Annotated in this window: 21 protein-coding genes; 3 read left to right on the top strand and 18 right to left on the bottom strand. The window is 71.8% G+C overall.

Annotation, left to right across the window (positions count from 1 at the left end; all coding sequences use genetic code 11):
* Window positions 1-271: GTP-binding protein (locus ACXJKQ_RS15320; protein WP_457106588.1), on the bottom strand; the 271-nt coding region annotated here is incomplete at its 3' end.
* A gap of 306 nt (window positions 272-577) precedes the next feature.
* Between ACXJKQ_RS15320 and ACXJKQ_RS15315 the strand changes: the two genes are divergently transcribed.
* On the top strand, window positions 578-1,441 hold the full coding sequence (locus ACXJKQ_RS15315; RefSeq protein WP_457106587.1) for an outer membrane protein: 864 nt from the start codon (window positions 578-580) through the stop codon (window positions 1,439-1,441).
* Between the two features lie 156 nt (window positions 1,442-1,597).
* On the opposite strand, the gene phnN is transcribed toward ACXJKQ_RS15315, so the two are convergent.
* From phnN to phnG, 9 genes are all read right to left on the bottom strand, one after another.
* Window positions 1,598-2,128 (bottom strand): phosphonate metabolism protein/1,5-bisphosphokinase (PRPP-forming) PhnN, encoded by a 531-nt coding sequence (gene phnN, locus ACXJKQ_RS15310; protein ID WP_457106586.1) that lies wholly within the window; start codon window positions 2,126-2,128, stop codon window positions 1,598-1,600.
* Window positions 2,128-3,264 carry an alpha-D-ribose 1-methylphosphonate 5-triphosphate diphosphatase gene (locus ACXJKQ_RS15305; RefSeq protein WP_457106585.1) on the bottom strand — a complete coding sequence of 379 codons (1,137 nt, stop codon included), beginning with the start codon at window positions 3,262-3,264 and terminating at the stop codon, window positions 2,128-2,130. Before ACXJKQ_RS15305 ends, phnN begins: the two co-directional genes overlap by 1 nt.
* Before the next feature lie 10 nt (window positions 3,265-3,274).
* Window positions 3,275-3,982, bottom strand: coding sequence for a phosphonate C-P lyase system protein PhnL (gene phnL, locus ACXJKQ_RS15300; protein ID WP_457106584.1), 708 nt, complete (start codon window positions 3,980-3,982; stop codon window positions 3,275-3,277).
* Window positions 3,979-4,752, bottom strand: coding sequence for a phosphonate C-P lyase system protein PhnK (gene phnK / locus ACXJKQ_RS15295; protein ID WP_457106583.1), 774 nt, complete (start codon window positions 4,750-4,752; stop codon window positions 3,979-3,981). Before phnK ends, phnL begins: the two co-directional genes overlap by 4 nt.
* Window positions 4,749-5,222, bottom strand: coding sequence for an N-acetyltransferase family protein (locus ACXJKQ_RS15290; protein WP_457106582.1), 474 nt, complete (start codon window positions 5,220-5,222; stop codon window positions 4,749-4,751). Before ACXJKQ_RS15290 ends, phnK begins: the two co-directional genes overlap by 4 nt.
* Window positions 5,219-6,028: an alpha-D-ribose 1-methylphosphonate 5-phosphate C-P-lyase PhnJ gene (locus ACXJKQ_RS15285; protein WP_457106581.1), complete on the bottom strand. Its 810-nt coding sequence runs from the start codon at window positions 6,026-6,028 to the stop codon at window positions 5,219-5,221. Before ACXJKQ_RS15285 ends, ACXJKQ_RS15290 begins: the two co-directional genes overlap by 4 nt.
* Before the next feature lie 260 nt (window positions 6,029-6,288).
* Entirely contained in the window at window positions 6,289-7,395 is a 1,107-nt protein-coding gene (locus tag ACXJKQ_RS15280; protein ID WP_457106580.1) for a carbon-phosphorus lyase complex subunit PhnI, read from the bottom strand.
* 3 nt (window positions 7,396-7,398) lie between these two features.
* On the bottom strand, window positions 7,399-7,986 hold the full coding sequence (gene phnH, locus ACXJKQ_RS15275; RefSeq protein WP_457106579.1) for a phosphonate C-P lyase system protein PhnH: 588 nt from the start codon (window positions 7,984-7,986) through the stop codon (window positions 7,399-7,401).
* A 2-nt stretch (window positions 7,987-7,988) separates the two neighbouring features.
* Window positions 7,989-8,459: a phosphonate C-P lyase system protein PhnG gene (gene phnG / locus ACXJKQ_RS15270; protein ID WP_457106578.1), complete on the bottom strand. Its 471-nt coding sequence runs from the start codon at window positions 8,457-8,459 to the stop codon at window positions 7,989-7,991.
* Between the two features lie 79 nt (window positions 8,460-8,538).
* Here phnG and phnF point away from each other — a divergent pair, with 79 nt between their 5' ends.
* Window positions 8,539-9,282, top strand: coding sequence for a phosphonate metabolism transcriptional regulator PhnF (phnF, locus tag ACXJKQ_RS15265; protein WP_457106577.1), 744 nt, complete (start codon window positions 8,539-8,541; stop codon window positions 9,280-9,282).
* Window positions 9,283-9,459: 177 nt separating this feature from the next.
* Here the strand turns inward: phnF and phnE (ACXJKQ_RS15260) are convergent, their stop codons facing one another.
* The 8 genes from phnE (ACXJKQ_RS15260) to ACXJKQ_RS15225 form a co-directional block, all read right to left on the bottom strand.
* On the bottom strand, window positions 9,460-10,326 hold the full coding sequence (gene phnE / locus ACXJKQ_RS15260) for a phosphonate ABC transporter, permease protein PhnE (RefSeq protein WP_457106576.1): 867 nt from the start codon (window positions 10,324-10,326) through the stop codon (window positions 9,460-9,462).
* Window positions 10,323-11,204 carry a phosphonate ABC transporter, permease protein PhnE gene (gene phnE / locus ACXJKQ_RS15255; protein WP_457106575.1) on the bottom strand — a complete coding sequence of 294 codons (882 nt, stop codon included), beginning with the start codon at window positions 11,202-11,204 and terminating at the stop codon, window positions 10,323-10,325. The genes phnE (ACXJKQ_RS15260) and phnE (ACXJKQ_RS15255) overlap by 4 nt, the downstream gene beginning before the upstream one ends.
* A gap of 16 nt (window positions 11,205-11,220) precedes the next feature.
* A complete protein-coding gene (gene phnD / locus ACXJKQ_RS15250) occupies window positions 11,221-12,147 on the bottom strand; it encodes a phosphonate ABC transporter substrate-binding protein (RefSeq protein WP_457106574.1) in 927 nt (308 codons plus the stop codon).
* Window positions 12,148-12,249: 102 nt separating this feature from the next.
* Window positions 12,250-13,098 (bottom strand): phosphonate ABC transporter ATP-binding protein, encoded by an 849-nt coding sequence (gene phnC / locus ACXJKQ_RS15245; protein ID WP_457106573.1) that lies wholly within the window; start codon window positions 13,096-13,098, stop codon window positions 12,250-12,252.
* Window positions 13,099-13,210: 112 nt separating this feature from the next.
* Window positions 13,211-13,831 (bottom strand): chloramphenicol acetyltransferase, encoded by a 621-nt coding sequence (locus ACXJKQ_RS15240; RefSeq protein WP_457106572.1) that lies wholly within the window; start codon window positions 13,829-13,831, stop codon window positions 13,211-13,213.
* A complete protein-coding gene (locus ACXJKQ_RS15235; protein WP_457106571.1) occupies window positions 13,824-14,510 on the bottom strand; it encodes a DUF1045 domain-containing protein in 687 nt (228 codons plus the stop codon). The genes ACXJKQ_RS15240 and ACXJKQ_RS15235 overlap by 8 nt, the downstream gene beginning before the upstream one ends.
* A gap of 25 nt (window positions 14,511-14,535) precedes the next feature.
* Window positions 14,536-15,696, bottom strand: coding sequence for a ceramide glucosyltransferase (locus tag ACXJKQ_RS15230; protein ID WP_457106570.1), 1,161 nt, complete (start codon window positions 15,694-15,696; stop codon window positions 14,536-14,538).
* 89 nt (window positions 15,697-15,785) lie between these two features.
* Complete coding sequence (locus ACXJKQ_RS15225) at window positions 15,786-18,986, bottom strand: autotransporter domain-containing protein (RefSeq protein ID WP_457106569.1); 3,201 nt, start codon at window positions 18,984-18,986, stop codon at window positions 15,786-15,788.
* A 425-nt stretch (window positions 18,987-19,411) separates the two neighbouring features.
* Here ACXJKQ_RS15225 and ACXJKQ_RS15220 point away from each other — a divergent pair, with 425 nt between their 5' ends.
* Window positions 19,412-21,040, top strand: coding sequence for an inorganic phosphate transporter (locus ACXJKQ_RS15220; protein WP_457106568.1), 1,629 nt, complete (start codon window positions 19,412-19,414; stop codon window positions 21,038-21,040).
* Window positions 21,041-21,104 lie beyond the last annotated feature (64 nt).

The following is a 21,104-nucleotide window of genomic DNA, read 5'->3' as shown; positions in this document are numbered from 1 at the left end:
TCTTCACGTAGTCGGCGTGGCCCGGGCAATCCACGTGCGCGTAGTGCCGGTTGGCCGTCTCGTATTCCACGTGCGCCGTCGAGATCGTGATCCCGCGCGCCTTCTCCTCCGGAGCCTTGTCGATCTGGTCGTAGGCCGTGAACGTCGCCCCGCCCGTCTCCGCAAGAACCTTCGTGATCGCCGCCGTCAAGGACGTCTTGCCGTGGTCAACGTGCCCAATCGTGCCGATGTTGCAGTGTGGCTTGGTGCGGGAGAACTTTTCCTTGCCCATGATTCCCGTTCCTGCGGCGGGGACCGGATCGGTGCCCCGGATCTACTCGACCGCCCCGAACTCGGAACGGGGCGAAAAGCGGGGTCCGCTTAGAGGCTCGGCCGCCAGGGATCAAGCTCCAGCCTGTCGGAGGCGCCCGACCGCAGGTTCGACTGTCAAGCCGCGGCGGCGAATCGTGAACTTGGAAACATCAGTCTCCGGGAATATCGGGGACGCTTTCGCGACACACTGTGGCATTGCGGGCATAGCGCGATTCCTGCGGCCGAGCTTAACTGCGACCAACAACGCAGCACCTCGGACCCCGCCATGATCAAGAAGTTCCTCCTCGCCACTGCCGCGACGGCGCTGGTCTCGACGGCCGCCTCCGCTGCCGATCTGCCGCGCCGCGCCGCGCCGCCGCCGGTCTTCACGCCGGTGCCGGTCTTCACCTGGACGGGCTTCTACGGCGGTCTCGAGACGGCCTACACCTTCACCGACCGTGAGCGAATCTCCACCGTCGGCGTCCTGCCGGGCAACGCCAACAACGTCGCCCTCGGCCGCCGGCCGTTCCTGACCTCGACCTCGCAGGACGGCTTCGCCAACATCGGCGGCACCGCCGGCTACAACTACCAGTTCACGCCGGGCTCCGGCATCGTCGTCGGTCTGGCCAACAGCATCGACTGGACGGACATCACCAAGAACCGGGTCGTCCTCGGCACCGGCAACGTCGCCGGCGGCCCGCCGAACATCAGCCAGTTCCGCCAGAGCCTCGACTGGCTCGGCACCCTGACCGGCCGCGTCGGCTACGCCTTCGACCGGGTCATGGTCTACGGGATGGGCGGTCTCGCCTACGGCAACGTCTTCCACGACGCCAATTTCTACACCCCCGGCGGCCGCCTGCAGTTTGCCGGCCGCTACGACGACTTCAAGATCGGCTACGCCTATGGCGGCGGCATCGAGTTCGCCCTTCCGACCGACAGCTTTCTGAACACCTTCGCGCTCGGCCGCTACATCGGCATCAAGTACGACGCCATCACCGTGAAGGCCGAGTACCTGCATTACGATCTCGGCAGCCAGAACGTGCTCGTCGGCGCGGTCCCGGGCGTGGGCACCGGGTCGTACATCTCGCGCTTCCGCACCGAGGGCAGCATCGTTCGCGCTGGCTTCAACTACAAGTTTGGCGGCCTCTAAGGCCTGCCGCGTCGGGATCGTCCCCGGCGGATTGCAATCAGGGTGGGTGCCGGCAGCGGCGCCCACCCTTTTTCGTGTCTGCATCGGCGCGACATGGTCAGCCCGCGGGGCGGGCCGATCGGCGTGAACAGCGCATCCCGAATCGAAAGTGCCCCGTCAGCAGGCGCGCAGATGCGCGACCAGCTTCGCCGCGGCTTCATCCGGTGCGCCGGTATTGAGGATCGTCAGATCCGCGGTGACGCCGCCCGCGCGGGCGAGACGCGCGGCGAGGTCGCCGTCCTGGGGCCGGCCCCGGGCGGCGAGGCGCTGCGCCAGGATCTCGGGCGGCGCCGTGACCTCCACGACGCTCACCCGCGGGCAGGTTCTGCGCGCCTGCGCGACGACGCGGCGCGAGACGTTGCAGATCACCACAGAGCCGCCGGCGGCGCGCCTTCCGGCCTCCGCCGGGAGGGCGTAGCCGAGGCCGTGGGCGTGCCAGCTCAGGGTGAAGCGGCCTGCCGCGCAGCCCTCGGCGAAGGCGACGGCGTCGATCTCGTCGTTGTCCTCGTCCGCCGAGGGCGGCCGGGTGACGAGGCGGCGCGGGAAGACGTAGCGCGGATCGTCGGCCAGGGCCGCCCGGGCCAGCCGGATCAACGTGTCCTTGCCGGCGCCGCTCGGGCCGACCACGAGGACGAGGCAGCCCGGCATCAGGCGACCCGCCGGCCGGCGCGCCAGACCTCGCGGACCACCGGCACGCCTTCGGCCCGCTGCACGCGCACGAGGTCGGCGCGCAGCCCGGGCGCCAGGGCGCCGCGGTCGGTCAGGCCGGTGGCGCGGGCGGGGTTGGCCGTCACGGTGGCGAGCGCCTCGGGCAGCGTGATCGCGGGCGCCCGCTCGGGCAGCAGGAAGGCCGCCATCAAGAGGCTCGCCGGCACGTAGTCCGACGACAGGATGTCGAGGTGCCCGGCTTCCGCCAGCGCCAACGCCGCGACGTTGCCGGAATGCGAGCCGCCGCGGATCAGGTTCGGCGCCCCCATCATCACGGTGAGTCCCTGCCCGTGCGCGGCCTCGGCCGCCTCGCGGGTGGTGGGGAACTCGGCGAGCCGCACGCCCTCGCCGACCGCGAGGTCGACATCGGCCAGGGTGGTGTCGTCGTGGCTCGCCAGCGGGATGCCCATCTCGCGGGCGAACTGGACGAGAGCCGGGCGGTTCTTCGCGTTCAGCGCCCGGCCGTCGCGGAACTTGCGCTCGGTGTTGGCGCGGATCTCCTCCATGGGCCGGCCGCCGCGGGTCGCGTATGTGTAGTACTTCTCCATGTCGCGGAACTGCCGCTGGCCCGGGGTGTGGTCCATCAGCGAGATCAGGCCGACGGGGTAGCGGGCCGTGAAGGCCGCGACCGTGTCGAGCACGTCCGTGGAGGGCAGTTCGCAGCGCAGGTGCGTGAAGTGCTCCGCCCGGAACAGGTCGCCGGCCCGCGCGGTGGCGATGGCGCCGGCGAGCTGCTCCAGTTCGGAGCCGAGGCCGCTGCCGTCCGGGTCGCTGCCGGCGCGGAGCGAATCGAACACCGTGGTGATGCCGGAGGCGGTGATCTGCGCATCGTAGGCGAGCACGGCGCCGAGCGGGTGCCAGCGCACCTTGGGGCGCGGCGCGTAGTGGCTCTCGAGATGGTCGGTGTGCAGCTCGATCAGGCCGGGGATCAGGTGGTCGCCGCCGCAATCGAGGCCGCGGGCGGGCGGGCGGCCCTCGCCGATCTCGGCGATCGCCCCGTCCGAGACCGCGAGCCAGCCCCGCTGCACCCGGTCCGGCAGGACCAGGGTCGCGTTCTCGAGGATGAAGTCGTCCATCGTGAAATCCTCAGGCTGCCCGGGCTTGCGGCGCGAAGCGGGTGACATCGACCACCCGGGTCGCCACAGCGTCGCGCATCTCGCTGTCGTGGAAGATGCCGAGCACGCCGGCGCCGGCCTTCAGCTTCTCGCGGACCAGCTCGGCCACCACGGCGCGGTTCTCCGCGTCCAGGGAGGCGGTGGGCTCGTCGAGGAGCAGCAGCGGCCGGTCGGCGATCAGGCCCCGGGCGATATTGACCCGCTGCTGCTCGCCGCCCGAGAAGGTCGCGGGCGGCAGGACCCAGAGCCGCTCGGGCAGGTTCAGCCGGGCGAGCAGGGTCTTGGCCCGCGCGCGCGCCGCGTCTTCGGACAATCCGCCCTCGCGGCCGGCGGCCTCGACGACGTCGAGGGCCGAGACCCGCGGGATCACCCGCAGGAACTGCGACACGTAGGCGATGATCCGCGCCCTGAGGGCCAGCACCGCCCGCGGATCGGCCCGGACGACATCCACCAGGGCGTCGCCGTCGCGGACCAGGATGGCGCCGGAATCGCAGCGGTAATTGCCGTAGGCCATCTTGAGCAGCGAGGACTTGCCCGCACCGGAGGGACCGCCGAGCACCACGCACTCGCCGGGCTCCACCGCGAGGCTCACGCCGCCCACCACCGGCAGGACGATCCCGCCGCGCAGGTGCAGGGTGAAGCTCTTGGCGACGTCCTGGAAGGTGAGGAGCGCGGTCATGCGGCGAGCACCGAGGAGACGAGGAGCTGGGTGTAGGCGTGCTCGGGATCGTCGAGCACCCGGTCGGTGAGGCCGGTCTCGATGACCCGGCCGGCGCGCATGACCATGATCCGGTGCGAGAGGAGCCGCGCCACCGCGAGGTCGTGGGTGACGATGATCACCGCGAGCCTCAGCTCGGCCGAGAGCCGGCGGATCAGGTCGAGGAGCCGGGCCTGGACCGAGACGTCGAGGCCGGAGGTCGGCTCGTCCATCAGCACCAGGCGGGGGCCGGTGACGAGGTTCCGGGCGATCTGCAGGCGCTGGCGCATGCCGCCGGAGAAGCGCGTCGGCGGGTCGTCGATCCGATCGGCGGCGATCTCGACCCGGCCGAGCCAGTCGAGGGCCTGGGCGCGGATCCGGCCGTAATGGCGCTCGCCGAGCCCCATCAGCCGCTCGCCGACATTCCCGCCGGCCGAGACCGCCATGCGCAGGCCCTGGGCCGCGTCCTGGCGGACGAAGCCCCACTCGGTGCGCATCAGCGCCCGGCGCCCGGCCTCGCTCAAGGTGCCAAGGTCGCACAGCGCGCCGTCGCGCATCCGGTAGGCGACCGTCCCGGAATCGGGCGCCAGCTCGGTGGCGATGAGGGAGAGCAGCGTCGACTTGCCGGACCCGGATTCGCCCACGATGGCCAGCACCTCGCCCGGGACGAGGTCGAACGACACATCGGCGCAGGCGAGGCGGGCGCCGTAGCGCTTGGTCAGGCCGCGGACCTGAAGCAGGGATTCGCTCATCGGGTCACCTCAGCGAGGTCCGGCACGAAGGGGGGATCGAGGCGGAAGCTGTAGCCGTAGCGCTCGAAGCCGAGGCTCTCGTAGAAGGCGTGGGCCGGCTTGGCGTCGACGTTCGACGACAGGGCGACCTTGTAGCAGCCCCGCGCCTCGGCGAGGCGGGACGCCGCCTGCATCATCGCCCGGCCGAGACCGCCGCCGCGGTGCCGGGACGAGACCACGACGCTCTCGACCAGCGCCGAGGGCGTGCCCCAGTGGGCAATGTTGTCGAGGATGACGAGGCAGAAGGTACCGACGACCGCGCCGTCGCGTTCGGCCACGTGGAGCCCGTAATCGGGATAGGCCGCGAGCCGGTCGAGGAGCGCCCCGGCCTGCTCCAGGGTCGCCACCCGCCCGCCGTTCAGCTCGGCGTAGAGGTCGAGGGTCGCGGGAAGGTCGGGCTGTCCAGCCTGGCGGACCGTGAGGTCGCTCATGTCGCGTCCCCCGTGCCGACATGGCCGTCCGCGCGGCGCCCCTCGCAATGGTCGGTGTCCGAGCACACGAACATCCGCCGGCCGGCATCGTCGAGCAGCATCTCGTCGAGGTAGACGCCCTCGGCGCCGCACAGGGCGCAGGGCTGATCGAAGTGCTGCACCCGGAACGGGTGGTCCTCGAAATCGAGGCTGCGCACCCGCGTGTAGGGCGGCACCGCGTAGATCCGCCGCTCGCGGCCCGCGCCGAAGAGCTGGAGCGCCGGGCAGTCGTCCATCTTGGGATTGTCGAATTTCGGCGTCGGCGACGGGTCCATCACGTAGCGGCCCGCCACCTCCACCGGGTACGCGTAGGTGGTGGCGATGTGCCCGTGGCGGCTGATGTCCTCGTAGAGCTTCACGTGCATGGCGCCGTACTCGGCCAGCGCGTGGAGCTGGCGCGTCTCGGTCTCGCGGGGCTCCAGGAAGCGCAGGGGCTCGGGGATCGGCACCTGATAGACCAGGGTCTGGCCGTCGGTGAGCGGCGTCTCCGGAATGCGGTGGCGGGTCTGGATCACCGTCGCCTCCGCGGTGCGGGTGGTGGTGGCCACCCCGGAGGTCCTGGCGAAGAAGCGGCGGATCGAGACCGCGTTGGTGGTGTCGTCGGCGCCCTGGTCGATGACCTTGAGCACGTCCGAGCGCCCGAGGATCGCCGCGGTGACCTGCACGCCGCCGGTGCCCCAGCCGTAGGGCATCGGCATCTCGCGGGAGGCGAAGGGCACCTGGTAGCCCGGCACCGCGACGGCCTTGAGGATGGCCCGGCGGATCATCCGCTTCGTGCCCTCGTCGAGATAGGCGAAGTTGTAGCCGGAGCCGCGTGCGTCTCCTGCCGCGTCGAGAACGGACGCAACGGGCTCCCTCTCCCGTTCGGGAGAGGGTTGGGGTGAGGGGTCAGGTCTGTCCGGAGAGGTCGCATCCCTCACCCTGTCCCACTCCCGCACGGGAGAGGGAACCTGCGCGTCATCCGGTACGCGGCCCGGAAGCTCCCGCGAAACGGAGCCACCACGGAAAGGAGACATCCCTGTCGCGCTCATTCGGCGGCCTCCTGGATCTCGCTGGCGTCGGACGTCGCCTCGAACTCGGCCCGCAGGCGCCGGACCAGCTCCAGCTCCGCCTGAAAATCGACGTAATGGGGCAGCTTCAGGTGCTCGACGAAGCCGGTCGCCTGGAGGCTGTCGCAATGGGCCAGGACGAATTCCTGGTCCTGGGCGGGGCTCGCCACCGGCTCGCCCAGTTCCTCCGCGCGCAGCGCCCGATCGACCAGGGCCATCGCCATGGCCTTGCGCTCGCTCTGCCCGAAGCTCAGCCCGTAGCCGCGGGTGAACTGGGGCGGGGTCGCCCCGGCGCCCTTGAACTGGTTGACCATCTGGCACTCGGTGAGCCGGACCCGGCCGAGGGGCACCGCGAAGCCCAGTTCCTCGGGCACGAACTCCACCGCCACCGTGCCGACCCGGATCTCGCCGACGAACGGGTGGGTGCGGCCGTAGCCGCGCTGGGTCGAGTAGGCGAGGCTCAGGATGAAGCCCTCGTCGCCCCGGGCCAGGGCCTGGAGCCGCAGCGCCCGGTCGGCGGGGTAGTCCACCGGCTCGCGGGTGAGGTCGCCCACGGGGGCGCCGTCGTCAGCGGGGGAGGCCTCGATCAGGCCGTCCCGGCCCAGCATGTCGGTGACCCGGGGGCAGCTCCCGGCATCGGCACGGGGCTCGGCCTCGGCGGCGGGCTCCACCGCACCCTCGGCCGCGAGGGCGAAGTCGATCAGCCGGTGGGTGTAGTCGAAGGTCGGCCCGAGCACCTGCCCGCCCGGCAGGTCCTTGAAGGTCGCCGAGATCCTGCGATCCACCGCCATGGCGCCGGTCTCCACCGGCACGGAGGCGCCGAAACGGGGCAGCGTCGTCCGGTAGGCGCGCACCAGGAACACCGCCTCGACCACGTCGCCCCGCGCCTGCTTGAGGGCGAGCGCCGCGAGGTCGGGGTCGTAGAGCGAGCCCTCGGTCATCACCCGGTCGACGAGGAGCGCCATCTGCTCGCGGATCTGAGCCACGGACAGCTCCGGCACGGCGGGATCGCCCCGGCGCACCTCCGCGAGGAGCCTGTGAGCGTTGTCGATGGCGGCCTCGCCGCCCTTGACGGCCACATACATGGGCTAGGCCTCCGTAACCGTCGTGGAGCGCGGCAGACCGGCCACACGGCCGGGGGCCGTGAGGATCAGGTCGACGCCGAGCGGAAAGTCAGCGCGGTTCTCGGCGAGCTGCGCCGCGAAGCCGTCCGGCAGGGGCGCCAGCGCCATGCGGGCGCCGCCCCGGATGCCGGGGCCGGCGAGGTGCAGCCCCGTGCCCTTCAGGATCGCGTCGAGGGCGAACACCAGGGTGGTGGACGTATCGGGATAGGCGGGCGTGCCGGGGGCGAAGCGGGCCAGCGGCGGGCAGCGAGCGGGCTCGCGGACCAGCGCGAAGGCGGCCCCGGCCGGGTCCTCGGTGAGTGGCGCGCCGGTATGGAAGCGCAAGTAGGCGGCGACCTCCGGTGCCTCGGCGAGGGCGGCATCGAGCCAGACCGGCGTGTCGGCATCGGTGAGCGCCAGGGCGATGGCGGCCAGCTCGGGCGTCAGCGGCGCGGGCGGCGCGAGGCCCGTAGCGAGGGGCCGGACGCGGCCGGGCCGGGCGAGGGCGTCCATCACGGCACGGAACGTCCCCTGGGCGTCGTGGACGGGATCGGCGAAACCGGGTGCGAGCATGCTCAATCCTCCCCGCGGGCGAGGGTCAGGAAGTCGACCCGGGTGGCGGCGGTGCGCCGGGCCGCCTGCGCCCGGGACGCCTCGATCCGCCGGGCGGCGGCCTCCAGGGCGGTCTCGACGCCTGCGCGCCGGGCCGGATCCTGCCAGAGGGCATCGAGGATCGCGGCGAGCCGCGCCTTCGTGCGGTCGCGCCCGAGATGGTAGGCGAAGCCGGGCGGCCCGTCCGCGAGGCGGATCGCGGCCCGGGTTACGCTGACCTCGCCGAGATTGAACGGCCGCCCGTCGCCGCCGATCCGGCCGGTGGCCATCACGAGCCCGGTCTGCGGCGGCCGCAGATCCACGCTGGCGGGGCTGCGCAGGGTCGACAGCGCCGCCTCCAGGTCGGCCCGGCTCGCCTCGGCGCAGAGCGCCATCACGGCCTGGCGCGCCGCGACCTCGCCCTGGGGGCTCGGCTTCCTCGGGCTCGTCGTCATCGCGAATCCCTCCATCGCACGGTTGTATAGGTGTATAGACAACTGGCGTGCCGGTCACAAATGAAGTTTGGATGACAGGATGGATGCGCAGGAGCAGGCGCCCGGTCTCGTCCGGGGCGAGGGACTGACGGCGTGGCGCCAGATCGCCGACGCGCTGACCGCCGAGATCGCGGCCGGCCGCTACGCGGCGGGACAACAGCTGCCCGCCGCGGCCGCCCTGGCGGCGCGGTTCGCGGTGAACCGGCACACGGTGCGGCGCGCCCTCGCGGCGCTGGCCGAGAGCGGCCTCGTGCGCGCCAGCCAGGGCCGGGGCACCTTCGTCGAGGAGGCGCCCCTCGCCTACCCGATCGGGCCGCGCACGCGGTTCTCCGAGATCGTCGCGGGCGCCGGACGCGAGGCCTGGGGCGACCTGATCACAGCCGCCACGATCGCGGCCGGCCCCGAGCAGGCAGCGGCCCTCGCCCTCCCCCCTGGTGCACCGACCCTGGAGCTGCTGACGGTCCACCGGGCGGACGACGCGCCGCTCTCGACGGCGCTGACTTGGCTGCCGCTGCCGCGCTTCGCGGGCTTCGCCGAGGCCTATGCCGAACGCGGCTCGATCACCCGGGCCTTCGCGGCCTGCGGCGTCCACGACTACACCCGGCTCTCGACGCGCATCCGCGCCCGTCCGGCCGATGCCGCGGAGGCGCAGCGCCTCCAGATCGCGCCGGGGCGGGTCGTGCTCGCGGTATCGAGCGTCAACGTCGATCCCGCCGGCGTGCCGATCCAGGCGAACCGCACCCTGTTCGCCGCCGACCGGGTGGAGCTGGTGATCGGGGAGTGATGCGGCGTCCGCGCGACCGCCTCGGCACAGCGTCTTTGCGAGCGGAGCGAAGCAATCCAGGGCAGCGCGACAAAGGCCGATGTCGCGCGACCCTGGGTCATTTCGCTTCGCTCATGATGACCGAGAGGTCCGTCACCCGAGGGCGCTAACCGGAAGCCGTATGATACGAGGCCTCGTTCAGCGCGCCGCCGGCCCGATGATCGCCCGGCGCAGGCGGGTCGAGACCCAGTCGATCGCCGCCACGGTCACGAGGATCATCAGCACCAAGAAGGCGACCTGCTGCAGTTCCAGCACGCGGATCAGCTCGGTGAGGTACTGACCGATGCCCCCGGCCCCGACGATGCCGATGATCGTCGCCGAGCGGGTGTTCGATTCGAAGAAGTACAGGACCTGGCTCGCCAAGACCGGCAGCACCCCGGGGATCAGGCCGAAGCGGATGCGGTGGAGCGCCGAGCCGCCCGAGGCCACGACGCCCTCGCCGGGGCGCTTGTCGCAGGTCTCGATCGCCTCGGAGAACAGCTTGCCGAGCGCCCCGAAATCCGAGCACGCGATGGCGAGCGCCCCGGCGAACGGACCCAGGCCCACGACGTTGATCCAGATTAGCGCCCAGATCAGCACGTCCACCGAGCGCATCACGTCGAGGCCGCGGCGGACGGCGAACCGCGCGAAGGGGTTCGGCACGACGTTCCGGGCCGCCAGGAACGCCACCGGGAAGGCGAGGATCGCCGCCGTCAGCGTGCCCAGGAAGGCGATGCCGAGGGTCTCGCCCAGCGCGTGCAGGAAGGTCCAGAACTGGCCCTCCGGCGAGGGCGGCAGCATCAGCACCGCGAAGGTGCCGAGCCGCCCGAGCCCGTGGAGGATCCGCGCCACCGAGAAGTCGAGGCGCCAGGTGCCGAACGCCGCGAGCCCGACCAGGACGACGAGCAGGGCGGCCAGTCGCGCCCGTCCCGGCCAGTCGGTGCGGAACTGCGCGGGATAGCGCGCGCGCAGGCGGGCAAGGTCGGCCCGGGCCGCCGCCCGCAGGGCCTCGGGACGCGCACTCATCGGGCGGCCTCCGGGCCGATCAGCCGGTGGCGGACCCGCTCGGTGGCGAGGTCGATGCAGAACACGGTCAGGATGATCAGCACGAGGATCGCGCTCACGTCCGCGTAGTAGAAGTTGCGGATCGCCACGAGGAATTCCTGGCCGATGCCGCCGGCACCGACGAAGCCCATCACCCCGGCCCCGCGCACGTTGATCTCGAAGCGCAGCAGCGCGTAGGAGGCGAAGTTCGACAGCACCTGCGGCAGCACCGCGAAGCGCACCGTCTGGACCCAGGTGGCGCCCGAGGCCGACAGGCCCTCGACGGGACGCATGTCGATGTTCTCGACCACCTCGGAGAACAGCTTGCCCAGCGCCCCCGTGGTGTGGATCGCGATGGCGAGCACGCCCACCATCGGGCCGAGGCCGAAGGCGATCACGAAGATCAGCGCGAACACCACCTCGGGGACGGTGCGGCACAGCTCCAGGAGGCGCTTCGCGCCGAGCCGCAGCAGGCGCGACCGCACGAGGTTGGCGGCGGCCACGAAGCTGAGGGCGAAGCCCGCGAGCCCCCCGAGCAGCGTCCCGAGATAGGCCATGAGCAGGGTCTCGCCCAGCAGGCCGAGCCACTTGGGCAGGCCCCAGTACCAGGCGCGGACGTCCTCGAGGGGGTGCTCGAGGCCGATCGGCGGCAGGATCTGCCGGATGTAGGCGGTGAACTTGCCGATGTTCTCGGCGAAGACCAGCGGCCGCACCTCGGCGGCGAGCCCGGCCACGACGGCGAGCAGCGCCACGACGGCGAAGCTCGCCAGCGTGCGGCGACGGGCGGCGCCGGTCGCCGCTGCGTAGAGGCCGGAGAGGGCGGCTGCCCGCTCCGGCGACAGGGGTGTCGGACCGCGCAAGTCCGGCGGCTCCGGATCAGGACTTCCGGCGCTGCTCGTCGTTGAACCGCAGCATGTCGATGATCGGCTGGTAATCCTTGAGGGTCACCGGCGTGAGATCCTGGTCCTTGCCGTCGGAGAGCCGGTCGAAGGCGGCCTTGTCGGCCTTCGGCAGGGCCACGAAGGCGGCGCGGATCTTGGCCTTCAGGTCGTCCGGCAGGCTCTCCAGCATGGCGAAGGGTCCCTCCGGAAGGAAGTCGGACTTGAACACGACCCGGAAGTCCGACTGCTGCATCGGCGTCCCGTCGGGCTTCTTGAGCATGCCCTTGGCGGCCATGCGGGTGACCATCGTGTCAGTCTCGGAATTCCACAGGTTGGCGGCGGCGTCGGCCGTGCCCTGGGTGAGCGCCAGCACGGCGTTCTCGTGGCTGCCGGCGAAGAAGGTCTTGCCGAAGAACTTCTCGACGTCGTAGCCCGCCCGCTTCAGGAAGAAGCGCGGCGCCTGGTTGCCGGAGGTGGAGTTCGGATCGACCAGGGCGAGGTTCTTGCCCTTGAGATCCTCGACCGTCTTGTACGGGCTGGAAGCCAGCACGTAGACCACCGAATAGTAGCCCGAGGCGCCGGTCTCGTGCTTCTGGTTGACGATCGGCTCGATCTTCACGCCGGTCATCACGGCCCGCGCGAAGGAGGCCGGCCCGTACCACGCAATCTGGATGTTCCCGGCCCGCTGGCCCTCGATCACGGCCGCGTAGTCGCTCGCCACCCGCAGCTTCACCGGCACGCCGAGGGTCTTGGTCAGGTAGGCGGTGAGCGGCGCCCAGCGGTCGGACGTGCCCGAGGCGTTCTCGGCCGGAATCACGCCCAGGGTCAACTCGGGGTACTGGGCCTTCCAGTCCTGGGCGGCGGCCGGCAGGCCGAGGAGGGCGAGGGCCGCGGCGGCGGCGAGGGTGCGTCGGGTGATCATCGTGTCGTCCTTCGTGTCGGCGTGTGTCGCGGGTTCGGCCGGCCGCGGGGCCGGCCGGGCGTTTCCCGATCCGTCGTTGGTGTTGGGGCCGGATGGCCCGGTTCAGGCGCCGAGGGCGGCCTCGCGCACCGGCCGGGCCGGCACAAAGCCGGGCCGGCCCGGCATCGCCGCCCGCTGCTCGGCCTCGCGCTGGGCCGCATCATCGAGCACCTCGCCGGCCTCCAGGCCGTAGAGCCGGCGGGCGACGTCCTCGGTGAGGTCGAACGGGCCGCCCTCGAACACGACGCGGCCGGCCGCGAGGCCGACGAGGCGGTCGCAATAGGCGCGGGCGAGGTCGAGGGAGTGCAGGTTGCACAGGACCGTGATGCCGTAGCGCCGGTTCACCTCGGCCAGCGCGTCCATCACCAAGCGGGTGTTGCGCGGGTCGAGGGAGGCGACGGGCTCGTCGGCGAGCAGGATCTCGGGCTCCTGCACGAGGGCGCGGGCGATGGCGACACGCTGCTGCTGCCCGCCCGACAGGCCGTCGGCCCGCTGGCCGGCGAACTCGCCCATGTCGAAGCTCTCCAGGGCCGCGAGCGCCATGGCGCGGTCCTCCTCGGACCAGAGGCGCAGCAGGGATCGGTGGCTCGGCGCGTGGCTGAGGCGGCCCATCAGCACGTTGGTCATCACGTCGAGGCGGCCGACGAGGTTGAACTGCTGGAAGATCATGGCGCAGCGGGTGCGCCACGCCCGCAGGGCTCGGCCCTGCAGGGCCGTGACGTCCCGCCCCTCGTGGAGGATGCGCCCGGACGTGGGGTCGGCCAGCCGGTTGATGAGGCGCAGCAGCGTCGACTTGCCGGCACCCGACCGGCCGATCACGCCGACGAAGCTCCCCGGCTCGATCCGGAGCGACACGCCGTCGACGGCGCGCCGGTCGCCGTATTGGCGCGTGAGACCCTCGATAACCAGCATGCCACCATCCGCCGGGGAATGGCCGCAGCTAAACGCCGATTTCACGACGATTGGATGACGAATACAGGTCGATTAAGTTTGCCGGCGCAGCGACTGTAGTTCGATAGCCGACTTAATCTTCGTATCTCTCCAGGAATGCTTCGATGGGCAGCCTGCGAAAATCCGGGAGCGCCCGGCGCAGGCGCTCGTGATCCCAGTCCCACCAGGCCAGACGCATCAGGCGCGCGGCGACGCCTTCGGGAAAGCGGCGCCGGACCGGCTTGGCGGGATTGCCGACGACGATCGTATAGGGTTCGACGTCGCGGGTGACGATGGCGGCCGCGCCCACCACGGCGCCGGTGCCGACGGTGCGGCCGGGCAGCACCACGACGCCATGGCCGATCCAGACATCGTGGCCGATCGCCACCGGGCTCGACCGGCGCCGGTCGAAGAAGGCCGGCTCGTCCGCCTCGTCCGGCCAATAGGCGTGCGCCCGGTAGGTGAAGTGCGCCTGCGACGCGCGTTCCATCGGGTGGTTGCCGGGATTGATCCGCACGCTGGCGGCGATCGAGCAGAACTTGCCGATCGTCGTGTAGATCACCTCGCAATCCTGGCCGATGTAGGAATAGTCGTCGAGGATCGTCTCGGTGAGGCGGGTGCGGGCGCCGACCTCCGTGTAGCGGCCGAGGCGGCCATCGACGACCCGGGCGYTGGGATCGATCGCGGGTTCGAGTCCGAGGGCGCGGTCAACCACGGGCCTCTCCGAAGGGCAGGCGCGCCAGGAGCCGGAACGAGCCCGACCCGTCCTGGGTCAGGAGGCAGACGGCGTCGATCACGAGGGGATCCGGCCCGGCGGCGGCATAGGCCTCGGACAGGCGCCGGTGCCACGCGTCGCGCTCCGCCTCCGGCAGGGCGTCGGTCAAGGTCATGTGGAAGCGGAAGGCCTCGAACACGTACGGGTAGCCCCAGCGCGCCAGCAGCGCCCGCCCGCGCGGGTCGAGGCGCTCCGGGCGGCGTCTGGCCCGCTCGGTCTCGGTGAGCGGCGCGCGGAACGGGTCGAGGGCGGCGACGCACTCGGCGGCGAAGAGCCCCAGGCCCGGCGGCGGGGCCTCCGGCACCAGGGCGAGGAACGGCCCGAGGGCGGCGACCACCAGATTTCCGACCGCCACCGGCGGGTGGGCGGCCGCGAGGTCGCGGGTGGCGGCGACGAGATCCGCCTCCGTGGTGCCCGTCGCGAGGCGCAGGGGCGCCTTGAGGGTGGCGTGGAACCCGTAGACCCGGGCGCCCGCCGTGACGGCGGCGAGGTCGCTCAAGCCCTCCGGGTGCGGGACCGCTGCCCCCGCGACGGAGTCGGTGCCGAGGACGGACCGGCCGAAGGCTTCCAGCCGGGAGCCCGGGGCAGGCAGGCAATAGAGGGCGTAGCGGCGCGACACGTCTCGGCCTCCGATCGTCGAGCGGTCAGGCCGTCGGCGCGTAGGGACGCGCATCGGCGGCCCGCCGGGGACGCACATCCATGGCGTTGCCCCGCCACACGATGGCGCTCTGCATCCAGGCGCCGAGCCAGATCGCCGGGATCAGGACGTCGCGCGCCAGGAAGGCCGCCAGCATGCGGGGCGAACGGTGCCAGCCCGCGCGGAATGCGAGCCGGTGCTCGGCGGCATAGCACAGGGCGGCGAGGCCGGCAGCGCCGGCGAGGCCCGCGAGGCTGCCGGCCCAGAGGGCGACGAGGAGGGCCGGCAGCAGGACGCCGCTGCCGATCTCGGGGGCGAAGAACAGCGGGAAGGTCACCCGCCGCAGCCGTGCCCAGCGCAGCTGCCGCGCCCAGACCTCGCGGAAGCCGCGCGGGCCGAGCGGCTGCTCGAACGGACTCGCCACGAGGTGGACCCGCTTGCCGGCGGCGCGCACCAGCTTGGTGGCGGCCGCGTCCTCGGCGATCTCGGCCGCGAGCGCCTGAAGGCCGCCCTGCGCCTCCAGAAAGGGCTTGTGCCAGAGCATGCTCTTGCCCTGCGCGAAGCCCAGCCCGAAGGCCTCGGCGGCGTATTGCCAGCGGGCCTGCAGGGTATTGAGGAAGGCGCATTCCACCTCGGCCATGAAGCTGCGCGGGCGGGCGCCGGCCGGCGCGGAGCAGACGAGGCCGGTGTCGTCCCGCCACGCCGCCTGGAGGCGCTGGAGGTAGTCCGGCGGCATCGCGACGTTGGAATCGGCGAGCACCACCCAGTCGTGGGCGGCGGCGCGCCAGCCGCGCAGGCAGTTGTTCAGCTTCGGATTCGCGCTGACCCGCTCGTCGCCGAGGATCAGGCGGGCGGGCACCTCCGGATGGGCCTCGATCAGGCGCCGGACCATCGGGAGGATCGGGTCGCCCGGATCGGCCACGCAGAAGATCAGCTCGTAGGACGGATAATCGAGCCGGAAGCTCCGGGTGAGCATCTCCTCGCTGTAGGCCTCGACCCCGTGGAGCGGGCGGACCAGGGACACGGGCGCGCCGGCCGGGAAGCGCGACGGTCCGGGGCTCCGGCCGGGCGCCCCGCCGAGGCGCCGGCCCGCGACCGCGATGCTGCCGATCTGGACGAGGGCCAGGAGCGCGCCGAGGGACAGGGCCGGCACCGTGGCGTCAATCATGCGGATCCCTCGAGCGAGAGGCGAGCGGTCCGGTCCGCTAGCGGCCGGACCGCGTCAGGCGTGTGACAGAGGCGGCCGCCGGGTGCTCCTCAGAACCGAAAGGTGAAGTTGCCCTTCACGGCCTGGTCCTGCGCCCGTGCGCCGGTCTGGCCCGTGTAGGCCACGCCCAGGCTCGCGTTCGGCGCCACCGCGAGGTCGAGTCCCACCTCCGCCACGAAGGCGTCCCGGTCGATCGGCACGCCCGCGCTCAGGAAAGCCGGCCCCGTGCCGAACCGCAGCAGCGCCGCCGGCACCACGTCCCCGAACGCCCGCCGGTAGCCCACCAGCCCGCGCGCCGCCACCGGCAGGCCCAGGCCCAGATCCAGGCTCGTCTGCGCCCGCACGCCCACGGTCGCCGCGCCGAGATCGTAGTCCCGCGCGAGACTCGTCAGCGCCGCGGCACCCCCGGCCTCCACGAAGGCGTCGCGCCGGATGCCGACATAGGCGGCGCCGACGAACGGCTCGACATAGGCCGCCGCGGGCTGAACCGCGATCGCGCCGGCTCCGTCCTGGGAGACCAGCACAGCCGCGGCCGGCGCGGCCAGCGGGATCTTCCAGCCGATCTCGCCGAAGCCCTGCACCGTGTGGCCGCCACCGTGCCCGGTCGGGGTGTCGGACAGGCCGTACAAGACCACGCGGCGGGTGCGCGTATCCGTATCGGCGTAGACTGCGCCGAGCCGCAGCGAGACCGACCCGACTTCATAGCCGCTGTAGACGCCGCCGAACCCGCTCTTGAGCGTGGCGCTTTCCAGACCGCCCGTGCCGCCGAGCCGGCCGGCGCTGTCGAGATACGCCTCGGTGTAGCCCCCGACCACGCCGAACCGCATTCCGCCCGGCAGGCGCAGGTCCGCGCCGGCGGCGAAGCCCGCGATCTGCCGGTTCAGGTCGGCCGCGTTGCCGCCGCCGTCGGCGGTGCCGAACGCCCCGAAGCCCTGGCCCCAGAGGCCGAAGACCTGCGGATCGAGGGTCCGGACCGGCACGGCCGCCACCACCGGCGGCCGGCCCGGCAGGTCGGCCGCGTAGGCGGACGGCAGGGTGCCGTAATCCAGGCCCGTGCCGGGGTTGCCCCAGCGCAGGCGGTCGAGCACCGCCTCGCGGACGAAGAACGCCGTCTCGTAGGCGGTGGACACGGTGCCGGCATGGATATCGCCCGCGAGCGCCCGGAAGCCGCCCGCCGCCTCGCCGGACGTGAACGCGACCGCCGCGTCGTAGAGCCGGCCGGAGCCGGACGCCTGGACGGCATTGGCCGCGGCCGCGCCGTTCCGGCTGGTGGCGCTGCTGGAGAACGCCACGTCGTTGCGGGTCAGCGTCAGGTCGACCGCGCCGGGCCGGTAGCGCAGGCCCGGGCTGAGGAAGGCGAGGTTGGCGGTCACGCCGGCGAACTGGCCCGACACGCCGCCGGCCGCGGAGAGGATGGTGTAGGTGGTGCGCGGGCTGTACGCGCCCGAGGCCGCCAGAACCTGTACGGTGCCCCCGGACAGGAAGGCGGCGCCCCCGGCGGCGATCCGGTCGGACTGGCCGGCGGCGTTGGCCTCGACCTGATAGATCGAACCCGGCGCGAAAGCGACGGCGCCGGTGACGGCCAGCGCGCCGATGGAATGGCCCGGCGCGACCGTGCCGCCCGGCAGGGCGCTGATGCCGCCCAGCGTGCCCGTGCCGCCGAGGAGGCCGCCGGCCCCCACGAAGGCGGTGCCCGCGATGGTGCCGTTGGCGTAGAGCGCGCCGCCCTGGCCGATGCCGACGTCGATGCCGAGACGGTCGCCGAGGTCCATCCGCAGGGTGCCGGTGACGGACCCGAAGTATCCGGCTGTCGCATAGAGGTCGATGCGGCTCCAGTAGCTGAGCGGGCTTCCGTAGAAGGCCGCGAGTGCGTTGGTCTCGGTGTTCACGAGGATCTGGTTGATGGTGCCCGTCGCGAGCTGGCCGTAGAGGCCGCCGTTCGGCGCGAGGGTCCGGGCCGCCGCGGTCGAGCCGCCGTACAGGGGCGCGAGCAGGATGGAGGCGTCCGGCCCGCCGGCGGGGGCCGCCTCGCGGGGCGCCTGGGCGAAGGACAGGGTCGGCAGGCCGTAGGTCAGGCGGCTCTGGTAGGCGGTCTGGTTGGCCGCGGAGGGCACGTAGGGGTTGCCCGCGCTGTTGGCGGCGCTGCCCGCGCAGGCCGCGACCGTGTTGCCGCACTGGGCCGCGAGATAGGCCTGGATCTGGCCCTGCGCCTGGACGAACTGGGTCGGCAGGTTGAGCGCCGTGCCGGTCACCGCGGCGTTGTTGATGTAGGCCGGGTTGGTGAACGCCTGGGCGAGGTCGTAGGTGGCCAGCGCCCGGCCGCCGATGATGTCGAGGGGATAGTGCACGCCCAGCGCGATGCGGCTGTTGGCGTAGTCGGCGGCCCGGGCCAGCATGCTCTGGTACTGCTGCGGCACCAGCATCGCGAGCAGGATGCCGTCGGTATAGGCGTAGGTGGTGTGCCCGCTCGGGAAGGACGGGTTGGTGGCGATGCCGTTGAGGGCCGACGGGTCGAAGACGTTGAACCGGGCCGGCGCCGCCTGGACGGGCCGCGAGGAGCCGTAGACGTCCTGTCCCGCCTGCGTGTTGGTCACGCTGTAGGCGAGGTCGTAGACGCTGTTGGTGGTGTTCGGCAGGCCGTTGGCGGTGGGCAGGCTGGAGCCGGCCGGGGGCACGGCCGGGACCGCTACGTAGCCGGCCGGGGTCACGCTCGGATTGTTGGCCGCGCCGTTGGCGAAGTAGTTCTTGGCGACGCCGAGGTTGTTCCCCGTGACGCTGTAGGCGCCCACCAGCAGGTTGACGACGCTGCCGAGGGGGCCGCTCGCCCCCTGCGCGACACCGCGCTGGTAGATCGGGCCGAGCTGGGCGCCGAGGCCGCCGACGAGCTGCTGCGGGACAAGGCCGTTGATCGGCGTCTGCCCCGGCAGGCCGCCCGCGAGGTTGGCAGCGACGCCGTAGGTGCCGAGCCCCACCGCGGAGAGGTTGTTGCTCGCCGAGCCGAGCAGGCTCTTGTCGCTGATCGCAAGTTCCTGCTGCGCCCGGCCGGCGCCGGTGTTGACCGCCGCCGATTGCGACAGGTTGAGCTGCAGCGTCTGCTGGCCGGTCGCACTCGAGTTGAGCAGAAGATACGGCGCCAGCAGACTGAGGACATTCACGTCCGAAGCCGTGGTGTTGACGGTCTGGGCCTGCGCCCCCGGACCGAACGCCGCGACCGCCAAGGCCGCGATCGAGACCCCGTATCGAACCAACATGTCGAGCCCCCGCACATCGCGACCCTTCGGCCTGCGGGCGGAAGCTTTAGCCAAGTATACCCACGATAATCTGTCATAATTCAGTCATACTTCTCAAGTTTTGCATCTGTATCTTCGTGGCAACAGGCGATAAACTTTGCCAACACAGATATCATCAAGTCCTAATCTTTGATTCAGCATGACTTCGATTGCCGGCCGTCAAGCCGGCGCGGCCGCGTCGACGGCCGGGCGAGCGCCGCCAAGGTCGATCCGCCCTGTCCCGGCCGAGCGGGGACGGTCCGGACGGATCGATCGGCGCGCGCCGGCAGCAGATCTCCGGGAGGCGAAAGCCGTTGTTGCCTGTCCGGGGAGCGCCGGCGTCACCGGCCCGTCATGGGCACCTCCTAATTCCCGGTTCCCATCGAGAAGGTGCTGCGCGAGGATTCATGTCCGATTCCGCCATGATGCCTTCGGGAGCGGCCGGACGGCGGTCCGCGGGCGGCCCGCGCCTCGATCACGGGATGCATCTCGGCGGGGTGGTCGCCTTCCTGCTCGTTCTGGTGGCGGGTCTCGGCTACGCGGTGGTGAGCCTCATCGCCGACATGAACGCCGTCGGCGAGGCACCCCTGGCCTACGGCGCCTTCGCGTTGCTCGGCCTCGCCCTGCTGATCGCGCTGGCGTTCGAGTTCGTGAACGGCTTCCACGACACCGCCAACGCGGTCGCCACGGTGATCTATACCCACTCGATGCCCCCGCTCGTCGCGGTGATCTGGTCGGGCTTCTTCAACTTCCTCGGCGTGATGCTGTCCTCGGGCGCCGTGGCCTACGCCATCGTGACGCTGCTGCCGGTCGAGCTGATCCTCAACGTCGGCTCGCATGCGGGCTACGCGATGATCTTCGCGCTCCTGCTGGCTGCGATCCTCTGGAATCTCGGGACCTGGGCCTTCGGCCTGCCCAACTCCTCATCCCACGCGCTGATCGGCTCGGTGCTCGGCGTCGGCCTCGCCAACCAGCTGATGAACGGCGGCGACGGCACCGCGGGCGTCGACTGGAACCAGGCGCTCAACGTCTTCAAAGCGCTGCTGTTCTCGCCGGTCTGCGGCTTCGTGCTCGCCGCGCTGCTGCTGCGCACGCTGAAATTCGCTGTGCGCCGCAAGGACCTCTACGAGGCGCCCAAGGGTGAGGCACCCCCGCCCCCGTGGATCCGCGGCCTGCTGATCCTCACCTGCACGCTGGTCTCGTTCTTCCACGGCGGCAACGATGGGCAGAAGGGCATGGGCCTGATCATGCTGATCCTGATCGGCGCCGCCCCGACCGCCTACGCGCTCAACCGCACCATGGCGGACGACACGACTCCCGCCTTCGTGCAGGCCTCGACGGCGGCGAGACAGGTCTTCTCCGCCCGCGCGCAGGGTGCACCGATGCCGGACGCCGCGGCGGCGCGCCGGACGGTGACGGAGGCGCTCAAGACCAAGGTGCTCGACACGCCGCCCGTCTACGCGGCGCTGGCGGCGCTCTCCGACGACATCGCCGCCAGCGTGAAGAATTACGGCGCGATCCGCACGGTGCCGGCCGCCCAGACCCAGAACCTGCGCAGCGACATGTATCTCGCCGCCGACGCGGTGCGGGTGCTCCCGAACGCCGGAGCCGGCTTCTCGGAGGCCGACAAGGCGACCCTGAAAGGCTATTCCGGCCTTCTCAACGACGGCACGCGCTACATCCCGGGCTGGGTGAAGGTCTGCGTCGCCCTGGCACTGGGCCTCGGCACCATGGTCGGCTGGAAGCGCATCGTCGTGACGGTGGGCGAGAAGATCGGCAAGATCCACCTGACCTACGCGCAGGGCGCCTCGGCCGAGATCGTCGCCGCCGGCACGATCGGGCTGGCCGAACTCTACGGCCTGCCGGTCTCGACCACACACATCCTGTCGTCCGGCGTCGCCGGCACGATGGCGGCCAACGGTTCGGGGCTGCAGATGGCCACCGTGCGCAACATGGCGCTCGCCTGGATCCTGACCCTGCCGGCGGCGATCACTCTCGCGGCCGTGCTGTTCTTCATCCTGCGCCACGTGTTCTGACGCCACGTGTTCTGACGCCAGGTGTTCTGACGCCAGGTGGTCTGACGCAAGGTGTTCTGAGCGG

The sequence above is a fragment of the Methylobacterium sp. P5_C11 genome, assembly GCF_054049775.1.
Note: the sequence above shows the minus strand (reverse complement) of the source record. Positions and strands in the feature narration are given on the sequence as shown.